The 12,988-nt window shown below is 58.0% G+C and carries 14 protein-coding genes; 7 read left to right on the top strand and 7 right to left on the bottom strand.

The annotated features are described in order from the left end of the window. Window positions 1-6 precede the first annotated feature (6 nt). Window positions 7-1,098, bottom strand: coding sequence for a fatty acid desaturase family protein (locus E5Q11_RS09030; RefSeq protein WP_135803062.1), 1,092 nt, complete (start codon window positions 1,096-1,098; stop codon window positions 7-9). A 10-nt stretch (window positions 1,099-1,108) separates the two neighbouring features. Then, window positions 1,109-2,224, bottom strand: coding sequence for a ferredoxin reductase (locus tag E5Q11_RS09025; RefSeq protein ID WP_135803061.1), 1,116 nt, complete (start codon window positions 2,222-2,224; stop codon window positions 1,109-1,111). Between the two features lie 175 nt (window positions 2,225-2,399). Between E5Q11_RS09025 and E5Q11_RS09020 the strand changes: the two genes are divergently transcribed. The 3 genes from E5Q11_RS09020 to E5Q11_RS09010 all read left to right on the top strand — a co-directional run bounded on the left by E5Q11_RS09020 (window position 2,400) and on the right by E5Q11_RS09010 (window position 4,797). Beyond that, entirely contained in the window at window positions 2,400-3,020 is a 621-nt protein-coding gene (locus E5Q11_RS09020) for a TetR family transcriptional regulator (RefSeq protein WP_135803060.1), read from the top strand. 104 nt (window positions 3,021-3,124) lie between these two features. Beyond that, the gene (locus tag E5Q11_RS09015) at window positions 3,125-4,417 is read left to right on the top strand and encodes a PQQ-dependent sugar dehydrogenase (protein ID WP_135803059.1); all 1,293 of its coding nucleotides are present in this window, start codon (window positions 3,125-3,127) and stop codon (window positions 4,415-4,417) included. Window positions 4,418-4,479: 62 nt separating this feature from the next. Next, the gene (locus E5Q11_RS09010) at window positions 4,480-4,797 is read left to right on the top strand and encodes a c-type cytochrome (RefSeq protein ID WP_135803058.1); all 318 of its coding nucleotides are present in this window, start codon (window positions 4,480-4,482) and stop codon (window positions 4,795-4,797) included. A gap of 72 nt (window positions 4,798-4,869) precedes the next feature. Here the strand turns inward: E5Q11_RS09010 and E5Q11_RS09005 are convergent, their stop codons facing one another. Genes E5Q11_RS09005 through E5Q11_RS08995 form a run of 3 tightly spaced genes read right to left on the bottom strand, consistent with a single transcriptional unit; the run spans window position 4,870 to window position 7,671 of the window. Then, window positions 4,870-6,246 carry a GntP family permease gene (locus tag E5Q11_RS09005; protein ID WP_135803057.1) on the bottom strand — a complete coding sequence of 459 codons (1,377 nt, stop codon included), beginning with the start codon at window positions 6,244-6,246 and terminating at the stop codon, window positions 4,870-4,872. A gap of 39 nt (window positions 6,247-6,285) precedes the next feature. After that, a complete protein-coding gene (locus E5Q11_RS09000; RefSeq protein ID WP_135803056.1) occupies window positions 6,286-6,888 on the bottom strand; it encodes an HD domain-containing protein in 603 nt (200 codons plus the stop codon). Between the two features lie 12 nt (window positions 6,889-6,900). Beyond that, on the bottom strand, window positions 6,901-7,671 hold the full coding sequence (locus E5Q11_RS08995; protein WP_135803055.1) for a class II aldolase/adducin family protein: 771 nt from the start codon (window positions 7,669-7,671) through the stop codon (window positions 6,901-6,903). Between the two features lie 89 nt (window positions 7,672-7,760). Between E5Q11_RS08995 and E5Q11_RS08990 the strand changes: the two genes are divergently transcribed. Beyond that, window positions 7,761-8,459: a Crp/Fnr family transcriptional regulator gene (locus E5Q11_RS08990; protein ID WP_135803054.1), complete on the top strand. Its 699-nt coding sequence runs from the start codon at window positions 7,761-7,763 to the stop codon at window positions 8,457-8,459. A 2-nt stretch (window positions 8,460-8,461) separates the two neighbouring features. Here E5Q11_RS08990 and E5Q11_RS08985 read toward each other — a convergent pair whose 3' ends face one another. Further along, window positions 8,462-9,964 carry a WS/DGAT/MGAT family O-acyltransferase gene (locus E5Q11_RS08985; protein WP_135803053.1) on the bottom strand — a complete coding sequence of 501 codons (1,503 nt, stop codon included), beginning with the start codon at window positions 9,962-9,964 and terminating at the stop codon, window positions 8,462-8,464. 167 nt (window positions 9,965-10,131) lie between these two features. Here E5Q11_RS08985 and E5Q11_RS08980 point away from each other — a divergent pair, with 167 nt between their 5' ends. Beyond that, entirely contained in the window at window positions 10,132-11,016 is an 885-nt protein-coding gene (locus E5Q11_RS08980; protein ID WP_135803052.1) for a bile acid:sodium symporter family protein, read from the top strand. A 26-nt stretch (window positions 11,017-11,042) separates the two neighbouring features. On the opposite strand, the gene E5Q11_RS08975 is transcribed toward E5Q11_RS08980, so the two are convergent. Next, on the bottom strand, window positions 11,043-11,609 hold the full coding sequence (locus E5Q11_RS08975) for a hypothetical protein (RefSeq protein ID WP_135803051.1): 567 nt from the start codon (window positions 11,607-11,609) through the stop codon (window positions 11,043-11,045). A 253-nt stretch (window positions 11,610-11,862) separates the two neighbouring features. Between E5Q11_RS08975 and E5Q11_RS08970 the strand changes: the two genes are divergently transcribed. Then, window positions 11,863-12,252: a CidA/LrgA family protein gene (locus tag E5Q11_RS08970; protein ID WP_135803050.1), complete on the top strand. Its 390-nt coding sequence runs from the start codon at window positions 11,863-11,865 to the stop codon at window positions 12,250-12,252. Continuing rightward, on the top strand, window positions 12,245-12,970 hold the full coding sequence (locus E5Q11_RS08965) for an LrgB family protein (RefSeq protein ID WP_135803049.1): 726 nt from the start codon (window positions 12,245-12,247) through the stop codon (window positions 12,968-12,970). Before E5Q11_RS08970 ends, E5Q11_RS08965 begins: the two co-directional genes overlap by 8 nt. Window positions 12,971-12,988 lie beyond the last annotated feature (18 nt).

Genomic DNA, 12,988 nt, shown 5'->3' with positions numbered 1-12,988 from the left:
CCGTCTTTATGCAGCGGGCTGACTGAACTCCGGCCACAGCCGGGTCCGCAACCGGTCCGGCAGTGAATAACCCGCAATCCGTTTCAGCACGGTGCCGTACTGCTTCGCAAAGCGGCCGGTGTTGTAATGGATGCCGTATTTTTTGCACACCGCCTCTACCTGCCCGGAAATTTCCGGATACCGGTGCGCAGGCAGATCCGGGAACACGTGGTGTTCGATCTGGTAACTGAGGTGACCGCTCAGCAGGTGCACCCAGCGGCTGCCGGTGAAGTTGCTGGAACCGGTCAGCTGGCGCAGATACCAGTGTCCCTTGCTTTCGCCATCGCTCTCTTCCTCGGTAAAGGTTTCCGCATCCTGGGTAAAGTGGCCGCAGAAAATCACCGTCGATGACCAGAGGTTGCGCATCAGGTTGGCGCTGACATTCCCCGCCAGAACGATCGGGGCCACCGGAAGGGTCACGGCCGGGAAAAAGATGTAATCCTTGAATGCCTGCCTACCGCCTTTACGGAAAAACTCCTTCAGGAACGGAATCTTCTCTTTCAGTGTTATGTCCCCTTTGCGAAGCCTTTCGAACTCCAGTTCATGCAGGCCCACGCCCCACTGGAAGAACGTAGTCAGCAGAACATAGTTGGCGAACTGAAGCAGGTGTGCCGGCCGCCATTTATCATCCTCGCTCAGACGCAGCAGGGCGTAGCCGTAATCCCGGTCCTTGCCGATGATGTTGGTGTAGGTGTGGTGCTCGTAGTTGTGGGTTCGGCGCCAGGAGTCACCTCCGCAGGCTGTGTCCCATTCATAGGTCTGGGAGTTCAGTGATGGGTCGTTCATCCAGTCGTACTGGCCATGCATGACGTTGTGGCCGATTTCCATGTTCTCGATAATTTTCGATAGCCCGAGGGCGGTGGTGGCCGTGAGGAAGACCGGCGGAATAAATCCGAAGGGCATCATTACGCGGCCGCCTACTTCCAGGCTACGGTGAAGGCGCACCACCCTGCGGATGTAGTTAGCATCGCGTTCGCCAAGGTCGGCAATGACCTGATCGCGGATCTGGTCAAGATCCTGTTGAAGTTCGTTGAGCTGGCTTTCAGTTAACCGTTGCATAAAGCCTTCCTTAAAGATCGATCGCTACCGCGCCCGCAGGCACGGAAACGCAGAGTTGAATGGTTTCTTCGCCGTTGCCGGAGGTTTTGCCGGTCAGGCGGTTTATCACGGTGCCGCTGGTTTTGGTGCAGCTGCACTGGTGGCAGATGCCCATGCGGCAGCCGTGTTTCGGCGACAGGCCGGATGCTTCGGCGATATCCAGCAGCGAAGCGTCCCCACGGGAATCGGTCTGTTTTCCGCTTTTCGCAAATTGGACCTGCCCGCCCAGACTGTCCGCATCAAGTTCGACGGCATCTTTCATGGGCGGAGCTGAGAATCGCGTGCAGTGAATGCGACTTTCCGGAACATCGCGGCGATCGAGCAGGTCACTGGCCAGGTCCATCAGCCCTTCCGGACCGCAGAGGTAGCAGCGGCGGGCACTGATGCCCGGCACCTGATGCAGATGCTGATCGCTCAGGCGTTGAGCCTTGCCGGGTTCATTGGTGGTAAATATGCTCAGTGTCAAAGCGGGCCATTGCTCCGCCAGAACTGCCAGGCGTTTGGAAGCAATGACATCGTTCCGGGTGCGCACGTAGTAGAGGAGGGTAACCGGGGCGTGGGAGCCGGCAGCAGCCATGGTCTCCAGATGACTCAGTACCGGGGTGATACCGCTGCCGCCGACAATGTAGAGCGAAGGTTCAGCCGCTTCCGGAATCCCGAAATCACCAAAGGCTTCGCTGACGCTGAGGGTCTCTCCGGGGGTCAGGCAATCGTGCATCCAGCCGGTCACCAGCCCATCTTTGATGCGCTTGATGGTTAGGGCAATGGTGCCGTTTTCCTGCCATTGGGATGGGGTGCTGGACAGGCTGAAGGTGCGGGTGCGACGCACGCCGTTAATGTCCAGGGTCAGGGCGATATGCTGGCCCGCCCGGAAGCCCTGCCAGCGGCTGGCCGGTTTGAGCACAAAGGTTCTGGTGTCTGCGGTTTCCGTTGTGATTGATACTACCCGCGCCCGGATGGTCTGCTGGGCCAGCATGGGGTCAATGCGCTCCAACAGCGGGTCGAAAAAGGCGGCCGGGTCAGTGCGGTTGAAGAGCTGACGGCCGAGCCAGTGCAGGGCGTTTGACGTTTGAAACTGAGCGAGCATGATGGTCTCCTTTCCTCATGTGTACAAGTGTTCACAATTGTGTACGACTGTACACATAGCCGGATGACAATGCAATCAGTTAGCACGCACTAGCCCCAAAAGACAGGCTCCGGTTATTTTTGATACGACTTTGTGTACACTCGTTTTTTACAAACAGCGCAGGCGACCGTGATCAATGGCGGAGAGAACAAGGCCGAAGCCCGGTGAAACCCGGGAAAAACTGATGGACGCGGCATTGGCACTGGTGGGTAAGGGCCGGCACTTTGCCAGTCTGGGGATACGTGAAGTCACCCGCCAGGCGAGTGTGGTGCCCACGTCCTTCTATCGGCATTTCAAGAATATGGACGATCTTGGGCTTCAACTGGTGGATGAGTTGGGGCTGGTCCTGCGGCGGATGATGCGGGAGGCCCGCTCCTACGTGTTGCAGGCGGACAAGCTGATCGACGAATCCGTGGGCATTTTTATCAGCCACGCCCAGAACAACCGCAGTTTTTTCATGTTCATGGCTCAGGGGCTGGCGGGTGAGAGCCGGGCAGTGCAGGAAGGGATTCGCAGCGAAATGCGCTACTTTGCCAGCGAGCTAGCCAACGATCTTCGCAGGCTACGGGTCGTAGACCACCTGAACGATGCGGATCTGGATATGACCTGCGATCTGGTGGTGCGCAGCGTGGCCTTCAGCCTGACCGATATACTCAGCCTGGCGCCGGACGATGAACCCCAGATAGAACAGGTGAGAAAGCGCACCGCGCGCTTTCTGCAACTGATTTTTGTGGGTGCTGCTAACTGGCGCCGCTAGTTGCATCGCTGAGGGGATGTGGCGCCCTGGCGAAAACGACGAATCTCTGCTATTGCTGAAACGAGCGTTCAAAAATAAAAATTACACCGATAGGAGAAATCGAAATGTCTGAAAAACGGTCTATTCAGTCATTGGGTGCAACAATCGCCGCGTCAGCTCTGATTCTGGGGGCGCCAATTGCTGCGCACTCAGCCAGTGATGGTCCTGAGCTTAAACACACCACGGTGCTTTCTGACCTGGAAAATCCCTGGGATATGGCGTTCCTTTCCGATGGTGCCATGCTTTTCACCGAAAAGTGCAAGGGCCTGTCTATTCGCCTGCCCAACGGAAACGTCAATCATCTATTGGGAATGAACGGTACCGAGGGCTACGCTTCGACGGCAGATGACCTGGTCTGTGCCGGGCAGGCGGGGATGAACGGTGTTGCGGTTGACCCGGATTTTGCCGAGAACCGAACCATTTACGTTTATTCTGCCTCCACCATTAGCGACCTGCGCACCAACAGAGTCCTGCGCCTGAAGTTGAATGAAGAACTCACGGATGTATCCGGTCGCACGGATATCGTCAAGGATATTCCCTATAAACAGGAAGCCACAGACCATCCGTTCGGCGATTCTGGCGCTCATAATGGTGGCCGTATCCGCTTCAACCCGGATGATGGTTACCTTTATGTCACCACCGGCGATAACCACAACAGTCAGTTGCCGCAGTCCGGCGGTTCCCTCGGCGGCAAGGTTCTGCGTATCGACGCTGATGGCAAAGGTGCTCCGGACAACGCAGACGCAACGCCTGAAGGATTTGACCCCCGCATCTACACCTACGGGCATCGTAACGTACAGGGAATTACCTTCCACCCGGAAACCGGTCAGCCCTATGTGACCGAACACGGCCCATGGCACTCGGATGAGGTGAATGCGCTTGTGGCCGGCGGAAACAGTGGCTGGGACCCGCGCCCCAATATGGCGGGCCGTGGCGATTGCCCGGATAACTACTGCGGTTACATGCCCAACCAGAACGAAGGAATGGATCCGGATGAACGGCGCAAGTTCATGCCGATTACCGACACTGCAACCTATCCGGATGCCATGAAGCCGGTCTGGGGTAACAATGGTCTTTCCCAGGGTATCAGCAGTGGCGTGTTCCTGACTGGCGAACAGTGGGGCGACTGGAACGGTCAGCTGGCGGTCAGCTTCCTTGGCATTGGTTTTGGCGGTACGCCGGTTGGGCAGCGCATCAATCTGCTTGACCTCAGTGAAGACGGCGCGTCTGTCCGGAACGTCGTAGAAATGCCGGTGCCCACGGGCGCAATGAGGTATCGCTCACTGGTTCAGGCACCGAATGGTGATCTTTACGCTGCGGTGGATGAAGGGCAGATTTACCGCATCCAGCCACAGTAAGCAGGTCTGAACCGCGCTGTCTCAGGGCAGCGCGGTTTTAATTCCCATCAAAAGGAAACTACATGAAAACTCCAATACTCTGGGCAGTCGCTGCTGTACTTGCCATCGGTATGAGCCATGCGCAGGCTGCGGACGAATCCGCCGGAGAAACCCTGTATTCAAGCAATTGCGCGCAATGCCACGGCCCGAAAGCCAAGGGAATGGCGAGCTTTCCGTCGCTTGCCGGCAGGGATGCGGAATATCTGTCCTCACGCCTGGAGCAGTACCGTGCTGGGGAAAAGGTCGGGGCCAATTCCGGGTTGATGATTCCCAATGCAAAAAATCTCTCCGACGACGATATCGCCAATCTGGCCGCTTACATATCCAGCAACTTTCAATAAGCCGTCACTTTTCTGCCACCCCCGGCCCTGGTCGGGGTAGACCGAAGGCTGCTTCTGAGGTTCCGCACGGTGCTAGAGCAATAAAGCCAGCCCGATGGCTACCAGCGTTGCGATCACCGGTATCGCGACGGTAACCACGAAGATGTCTTTGTAGGCTTCTTTGTGTTTGAGGCCCATGATCGTCAGCATGGCGATGACCGCTCCGCAGTGGGGCAGTGAGTCTATGCCGCCGGAACCCAGGGTGGCGATACGGTGAAGCACCTCGGGTTCAACGCCCATTTCCAGATACCGCTCCGCAAAAGTCTGCATGAAGATCTGCAGCCCGCCAGAGCCAGAGCCCACAATGGCTGACACCACGCTGACCGATGTGAATACCGACAGTAGCGGCGGCAGCGGCAAACCGAGTACCCATTGGGAGAAGCTGCCGAAGCCGTCGGTCTGGGTCACTACGCTGCCGAAACCAATCACTGCTGCAGTATTGAGCAGCGGCATGATCGAATCATTCGCGCCTGCCCCCAGGCTTTCCATCGCTTTCGCCCGAAACTCCGCAAACAGGACGACACAGCTCGTGGCTCCGAGCACCAGGGCAAAGCTTGGCCACAGAATGGGTTCACCGCTGGCGAAGGCGATGATGCCACCAATCCCTGCAGTGTCTTCATCCGCAAGCCCCAGTGCCGTTAGCAGGCGCGGCAGAATGATGGTACCCAGCACCACCGCCAAAGGCAGAATACTGAGCTTCCAGGCCGGGCCGTGTTCAAGGGCGGGCGCCAGGTTTTCCATGGCCTTGTCCTGATCGTTTACCTGGTAGCCTTCTCCGATTGCCCGGGCTTTGGTCCATTCCCGTTCCAGATACGCCATGCCCAGCACAAACATCACCGCTGCAGCGGTCAGGCCGATCAGTGCCCCGGCGAACAGGTCCGTGCCCAGAGAAGTGGCAGCAATGACGTTATGAATTGAGGGCGTGCCGGGCAGGGCGGTCATAGTGAAGGTGCCTGCACCCAGGGCGGTAGCGCCGCAGAACAGGCGTTTGGGCAGGTTTGCCTCGCGCATCAGCGCCACACCCAGCGGATACATGGTGAAGATCACTACGAAAACGACCACACCGCCATAGGTCAGCAGGGCACACACCAGCATGGTGATCAGGATGGTGCGCTTGGCGCCCAGCCCCCGGGTAATGGCGCTGGCGATGGAGCCCGCCGCACCACTGGACGCCATCATCTTGCCGAAGATGGCGCCGGTCAGGAACAGCACGAAGAATTTACCGGCAAAGCTGAAGGCGCCCAGCGGGCCAAAGGGGAAGTGGTCCAGTAATGCGGCAGAAAATCCCATGCCGTTGGTGATGGCGACCACCAGGCTGGACACCAGCGCCGCTACAAGAATGTTCACTCCCCGAAGGGCCATGATAATCAGCAACACCAGTCCGGCCAGCAGCCCCAGGTTTGCAAGCATATAAAAACTTCCGTCTAGAGAGCGTTCGAGAAGAAGGGGTTACATCACCCCTTCAGCTTCCTTGTAAAGAGAACGGACCGGCTGGGCGAATATTTTCCGGACCATAGGTTCAAAGTAGGACAAAGGCAGGGTTTCTGCCTCCGGATCGAAGGCGGGGGAATCGTATTTGCTGACGAATTCCAGGGTCCGCCCGAAATGCGGATTGTCTTTGTAGTTATCCCGCATGTCCCGGTCCATGCCCAGGTAGTGGAAGAAGTAGTAGCCCTGGAAAATGGCGTGGTGCTTCACCATCCAGTGGTTGGCGTCGCTGACGAACGGCTCTAGCAGAACCGCGGCTACATCGGCATGGTTGTAGGAGCCCAGGGTGTCGCCGATGTCGTGCAACAGGGCGCAGACTACGTATTCATCGTCCTTGCCGTCGCGGTGGGCGCGGGTGGCCGTCTGCAGGCAGTGGGTCAGCCGGTCGACGGGGAAGCCGCCAAAATCGCCTTGCAACAGCATCAGGTGGTCCATGATGCGGTCTGGCAGGTCCTTGGCAAATTCACCAAAGGACTGGGCGATGATTTTCCAGTCCTCAGGCTTGCCGTCCTTCATATGGGTGAAGGAGGCATGGGCTGTATCGGCAGAAGCGTTGTGACTCATGATGTGAAATCCTTAATCCCGGAAGCTGTTGTCGATGCGGTCCAGTTTGCGCAGCAGACCCGGCCAGGCCAGATTTCCGCCGAGGCCTTTGGTGACCTGTTCCGCCTGCTGTTTCATGGTGTCGACAATGGTCTGCGGTACCTGGGTCAGCGGCCGGTTGCCTGCCAGCGCGCGAACCTGGATCTCGCAGGAACGCTGCAGGATGAACATGCTCAGGAAAGCATCAGCGATGCTGCCACCGGTGGTTAGCAGGCCGTGATTGCGCAGGATCATGAAGTTGGCGTTGCCCAGATCCTTCTGCAGCCGGGCTTTCTCGTCTTCCCGCAGCGCCACGCCCTCGTAGTCGTGGTAGGACATGCTGGCCAGCGCGAACAGGCTCTGCTGGGAAAGTGGCAACAGGCCTTCCTGTTGGGCCGACACCGCAATGCCGTCCATGGTGTGCAGGTGCATCACGCAGGCAGCATCCTCCCGAACGGCATGGATCGCGCTGTGGATGGTGAAGCCCGCAGGGTTAACGTCGAAATCGTCCGGGTTGATCTTGTGACCTTCCTGATCAATACGAACCAGGCTGGAGGCCGTGATTTCCTCGAACATCATGCCGTATGGGTTGATCAGAAAGTGGTGTTCATCCCCCGGAATCCGAGCGGAAATATGGGTGAATACCAGATCGTCCCAGCCGTAAAGCGCGACCAGGCGATAGGCAGCGGCGAGATCAACCCGCAGTTGCCATTCCTGCTCGCTGACTTCGTCTTTTTTCGATGGAATAGACAGCAGGTTGGGCATAGGACACCTCTTGTTGTTGTGTGGTTGAAGTAAGTTAAGTTTAGGCCCGTGGAATCGGCAAGGAATGTCAACTGGTTTACAATTGAGCCATGACAGGGATAAAAACCGTACTTGCAGACTGCCCGATACTTTCCGGCTTCCCGCCCGAGGCAATGGAAGAGCTAGCTGCGATCGGCCGCGTTCGTACTTTCTCGGGCGGTGAGCAGATTTACGAACAGGGAGCTGCTAACACCACCCTGTGCGTGATCGCCGACGGGGTGGTTCGTATCAGCTCGATCAACCCCGGGGGCCGGGAAGCGACGCTGGTGATGTTCAGCACCGGAGCCTGGTTCGGCGATGCCGTTTTCTCGCCTGGCATGCCACGGGTATATGGCGCAACGGCTCACGAGCCGGTAACGCTGGTGGAGTTGCCCGGCGACGGCTTCAGAGCATTGATGGGGCGCTATCCGCAATGTTACCCGGTGGTTCTTGACATGGTCAGTCGCCGGTTATGGGCGGCGATGTCGATTATCGAGGACGATGCGTTGCGGAACATCCCCACCCGGATTGGTCGTCGGCTGCTGTTTCTGGCACAGATGCAGAGCGACGGTGAGCCGGACGCAGAACCGGTCAGCATCCGCATCACCCGCGAACACATGGCCAACATGATGGGCATGACACGCCAGGGTGTGCATAAGTGGATCAAGGCATTCGAGCGGGAAGGGTTGCTGAGCCTGGGTTACGGCAGCATAACCCTGACCGACCCGGCCGCCTTGCAGGCATTTTTAAGCCGGGTTGACTCAGTCTGATATCAGGAGTTTTCGGCGGCTTTCTTTCGTGGAGCTGCAGCTTTTTTTCTGGCTGTAGTCGGCTTTTTTGGGCCTGTCGCGGTTTTTTTCGCTGCTGCGGGTTTCCTTTTGGGTGGCAGCAGCAGGCTTTCCAGCTCGTCGAGGGCCTCACCAGTGTATACCGCCAGTTTCTGCATGCTTGGCAGGGTGTCACGGCAGCCGGTGTAACCGAAGTTCAGAGAGCCGGCGTAGCTCAGGCAGGTGATATTCAGCGCGCCGCCGTGGGCAATCAGGGACACCGGGTAGATGGCTTCCAGCTTGGCGCCCTGGAAATACAGGAACTCCTGGGGCCCCGGCACATTGGAAATGGTCACGTTGAACACCGGGCGCATACGCCCGCCCATACCGGACATCAACTGCAGAATGTAGGGCGACATCAGCAGCATGGTGTACTGGGTCAGCGCCTTGCGTGGCAGCTTCTGCAGGTGTTCCTTGGCGCTGCGGCTGGACTGTTTGATGTGCTGGAGGCGCACAATCGGGTCTTCCTGGTCGGTCGCCAGGGACGCAATCATGAAGCTGATCTGGGTGCCGGTACCCTGATCGTCAGCCGGACGGATGTTGACGGGGATACCGGCCGTCAGCGGCGTATCCGGTACCTTGTCATTCTCCAGCAGGAAGCGGCGCAGGGCAGTGCCGCAAAGGTAAAGCACGATGTCATTCAGCGAACCTTCCGCAGCCTGGGCCACCTTCTTGATCCGGTCCAGCTGGTAATGCTGGGTAGCGAAACGGCGCTGGGGTGTTACCCGGTGGTTCAGCGCAGACATGGGGCCTGCAAAGGGCGCGGTCAACCCGTCTTCCGGATGGCGCACGGAGTTCACCAGCCGGGTCATGGCTTTGGCCAGTCTTGGTGCCATATCCGCCTGGAGCTTGAGGGCTTCCTTGGCCTGGGCGAGGGCCGCCGTCATGCTGGCTTCCTCGTCGGATTTGCTGGCTCGTGTGCGCTCCGGGCGAACGGCCCAGGGCGGCGGCATGTCGGTGTCGGCCGGGTCTTTGCTCAGTACCCGCTGCAACAGGCGTACGCCGCTGATGCCGTCAATCAGCGAATGGTGCATCTTGGTGTAAAGCGCAAACCGGTTGTTTTCAAGGCCCTCGATAATATGGCATTCCCAGAGTGGCCGGGAAAAATCCAGCGGGTTGGAGTGCAAGCGGGACACCAGTATGCCCAGCTCCCGCTCGCTGCCCGGGCGGGGAAGCGCCGAATGGCGAACGTGGTAATCCAGGTCGATTTTCTTGTCCACTTTCCAGGATGGCGCGATCACGCGACCCAGGTAACCGGGGAAGGCCAGCTTGTAACACCAGGGAGGCGCAATCTCTCCGTCGGCCTTCATCTTTGCCAGCATGTCGCGCAGGAAAGTCTCCGGCGCGTTTTCAGGCAATGAGAAAATCTGAAGATTTCCGACGTGCATTGGTGTGTCTTCCGACTCCACCGCGAGCCAGGATGCGTCCAATGTTCCCAGGCGTTTCATGTGCGTTCCTCTTTGATCTGTTGTAGCTGGAATTCAGGCTTTAGTTGAAGAGCGCAAGTATACGCAACCTACGTCTTTCGCACACCGGGCGACCCCGGAAACTCGCCTACTTTTTGTTTGCTTTGTGCTATGTTTCCGTTCACTAGCAAAAAATGAACGGGGGTTCCGTGGAGTCTAGTCCACTCATCTCGGCCGGGCTACCGGTTGCACTGTTTATCATCATGATCGGTATCGGGATGACGCTGACCCTGCGGGATTTCCGACTGGTGGCGGTCTACCCCAAAGGGCTGATCATCGGCACGTTCGCGCAGATACTGGCGATGCCCCTGTTCGCTTTTATTCTGGCCTCGCTGCTGGGGCTGGCGCCGGCGATTGCGGTGGGGCTGGTGATTATTGCCGCCTGCCCGGGAGGCACGACGTCAAACCTGTTCGTGCTGCTATCCCGCGGCAACATTGCGCTTTCGATTGTGCTGACGGTCAGTGCCAGCCTGATCACCATCGTGACGCTTCCGCTGTTCACCAATTTAGCGCTGCAGTTCTATGCAGGCGAAAGCGAGTCGATTTCCTTACCGGTGGGTCGAACGGTGGCTATGCTGGTGGGTATTGTGCTGCTGCCGGTGACTGTGGGAATGATTGTCCGCACGAAAGCGCCGGATCTTGCCCACCGGGCGGAGAATGCGGTCAGTATTTTCGGCGGGCTGGTACTGGTGGTGCTGGTGGCAGGGCTGATGTGGAGTGCCCGGGATCAGCTCTGGTCACTGCTTCAGCAGGCGGGGCCAGCGACACTCTTGCTGAATCTTTCGGGTATCTTTCTGGGGTTGCTTGCAGGTCGTGCTGGTGGTCTGTCCCAGCGCGAATCCATGGCCGTGGCGGTTGAACTGGGTATCAAGAACAGCACCATTGCACTGCTGGTGACGCTGACGCTGCTGGAGTCCAGCACCATGTCGATTCCGGCTGCGGTCTATGGAGTGTTGATGTTTCCGGTGGGTTTCCTGCTGGCGGCTTACGGGCGAAGAGTCATACCGGCGCCGGCATCAGCCCCGGGTGGGTAACCGCGGGGCTGTGATTACTCAGATGTTCAGAAGTCCAGAGTGACGCCGCCAATCAGGCCGAGCTCGCCGTCATACAGGTCGACTTCACCGAACAGTTTGAGGTTACGGTCAACGGCGTATCGGCCGGTGCCGGTCAGGCCAACGTAATCCAGGTCGCCGGTGATAATTCGGGCACTGCCGCCCACTTCCAGCTTTTCATCAACCTGGTGGCGAAGGCCGCCGCGAAGACCCAGGGCAGTATCGTCTACTGATCCGCAGCCGTTGCAGACGCCGGAATAGTCAGCATCCTGGTATTCCATGGTCACACCGCCCCACAGGTCTGTTCTGGCGTCGATGCCGTGGCGGAAGCCGCCACCGATATGAAGCGCGGTCAGGTCGACGTCGTCAGTCAGATACTTCAGCCCACCAAACGCAAACACGTTTTCATTGATGGCGATTGAGCCGCGGGTATCCAGGCCGATGAATGTCTGTGATTCAAAGCTTGGATAGAGTGCGAGGCCACCTTCAACAAAGTTGTAGCTGAGGCTTTCGGCCGAGACGGCTGCGGGAAGCAAAGTGGCGGCAATCAACCACCCGTGAAATCCTTTTTTCATGATAGACCTTTGAGTTCTTTTGATTTCTATTTTAGGAAAGGCTCCTACTCTCCTGAGTGACGAAGCCGGGCAGAAGCCTACCAGAACGGAAGGGGGGTGGGTTCAGCTTATGCTGTATTTTTGTTACCTCTTGTAGCCTATGTCCCGTTATCGGAGCGGCTTACGGCTATCGAGACCAATGTGGGCTAGGCACAATCGCGCTTAGTGACTAAGCTTCGAATTCGGGCCATTCTGGCTGCACGGAGCCTTCACCATGAATTTTCTTAACGGGATAACCTTGCTGCTGGCTTATCAACTGGTAGGCGAAGTCACGGTAAGACTCTTGGGATTGCCTATTCCCGGCCCGGTGCTGGGGATGGTGATGCTGTTTATCACGTTACTGATCCGGGGTTACACGCCAGAGCCCCTGAACAACGCATCCAGTGCTTTGCTCAGCCATCTTTCGTTGCTGTTTGTGCCCGCAGGCGTCGGCATGATGGTGCATTTCGACCGGATAGCCTCCGAGTGGTTGCCGATTACCCTGGCCCTGTTTTTCAGCACGCTCATTACTATGGTGGTTACCGCAGCGGTTATGCATTTCACCAGCCAGTGGCTGTCGCCGAAGCCGTCGAGCCAGTCAGCAGAGGGTGGCCACGATGAATGAACCCGTTATCACCGATATCTGGGTCTACCTTTCTGCCTCGCCGCTGCTGGGGCTGACCATCACCCTGATAGCCTACGGCATGGCCTATCGTCTTTACCTGAAAGCCAATTCCAGCCCCTTTGCCAACCCGGTGCTGGTGTCGGTCATCCTGCTGATTGTGCTGCTGTTGGTGACGGGCACCAGTTACAGTGAATATTTCGAAGGCGCCCGTTTCGTCCACTTTCTGCTGGGGCCGGCAACGGTGGCGTTGGCGGTTCCGCTCTATGACCAGCTGTCGCGTCTGAAGGCACTTTGGCTACCGGTGACCATTTCACTGTTCTGTGGTGTAGTGGTGGCCGCCGGCAGCTCTATCGGCCTGGCCTGGATACTGGGTGGGTCGCTGGAAATACAGATGTCCCTGGCGCCCAAATCTGCAACGGCACCTGTGGCCATGGGCATTTCGGAAACCATTGGCGGTATCCCGTCACTGACGGCTGTTCTGGTGGTAATCACGGGTATTACGGGCGCAGTGACCGGTACCCGGCTGTTCGAGTTGATGCGCATCCGCGATGATAGTGTTAAGGGTATTGCAATGGGCGTGGCGGCCCATGGTATTGGAACCGCGCGCGCCTTTCAGGTCAGCAATCAGATGGGTGCATTCTCCGGATTGGCCATGGCGCTTTCCGCCTTTGCCACGGCGCTGGTCGTGCCCTGGCTGGTGGATCTGATAGGAATCTGAACTCTGGAACCGAGAACG

The sequence above is a fragment of the Marinobacter confluentis genome (assembly GCF_004785685.1).
Taxonomy (GTDB): Bacteria; Pseudomonadota; Gammaproteobacteria; order Pseudomonadales; family Oleiphilaceae; genus Marinobacter; species Marinobacter confluentis.
Note: the sequence above shows the minus strand (reverse complement) of the source record. Positions and strands in the feature narration are given on the sequence as shown.

What these genes read in the sequence shown, in the direction of transcription:
- E5Q11_RS09020 (WP_135803060.1), top strand. Translation starts at nt 2,400, where the DNA reads ATGGCGGAGAGAACAAGGCCGAAGCCCGGTGAAACCCGGGAAAAACTG.
- E5Q11_RS08985 (WP_135803053.1), bottom strand. Translation starts at nt 9,964, where the DNA reads ATGAAACGCCTGGGAACATTGGACGCATCCTGGCTCGCGGTGGAGTCG.
- E5Q11_RS08990 (WP_135803054.1), top strand. Translation starts at nt 7,761, where the DNA reads ATGACAGGGATAAAAACCGTACTTGCAGACTGCCCGATACTTTCCGGC.
- E5Q11_RS09005 (WP_135803057.1), bottom strand. Translation starts at nt 6,246, where the DNA reads ATGCTTGCAAACCTGGGGCTGCTGGCCGGACTGGTGTTGCTGATTATC.
- E5Q11_RS08965 (WP_135803049.1), top strand. Translation starts at nt 12,245, where the DNA reads ATGAATGAACCCGTTATCACCGATATCTGGGTCTACCTTTCTGCCTCG.
- E5Q11_RS09010 (WP_135803058.1), top strand. Translation starts at nt 4,480, where the DNA reads ATGAAAACTCCAATACTCTGGGCAGTCGCTGCTGTACTTGCCATCGGT.
- E5Q11_RS08975 (WP_135803051.1), bottom strand. Translation starts at nt 11,609, where the DNA reads ATGAAAAAAGGATTTCACGGGTGGTTGATTGCCGCCACTTTGCTTCCC.
- E5Q11_RS09015 (WP_135803059.1), top strand. Translation starts at nt 3,125, where the DNA reads ATGTCTGAAAAACGGTCTATTCAGTCATTGGGTGCAACAATCGCCGCG.
- E5Q11_RS08970 (WP_135803050.1), top strand. Translation starts at nt 11,863, where the DNA reads ATGAATTTTCTTAACGGGATAACCTTGCTGCTGGCTTATCAACTGGTA.
- E5Q11_RS09000 (WP_135803056.1), bottom strand. Translation starts at nt 6,888, where the DNA reads ATGAGTCACAACGCTTCTGCCGATACAGCCCATGCCTCCTTCACCCAT.
- E5Q11_RS09025 (WP_135803061.1), bottom strand. Translation starts at nt 2,224, where the DNA reads ATGCTCGCTCAGTTTCAAACGTCAAACGCCCTGCACTGGCTCGGCCGT.
- E5Q11_RS08995 (WP_135803055.1), bottom strand. Translation starts at nt 7,671, where the DNA reads ATGCCCAACCTGCTGTCTATTCCATCGAAAAAAGACGAAGTCAGCGAG.
- E5Q11_RS09030 (WP_135803062.1), bottom strand. Translation starts at nt 1,098, where the DNA reads ATGCAACGGTTAACTGAAAGCCAGCTCAACGAACTTCAACAGGATCTT.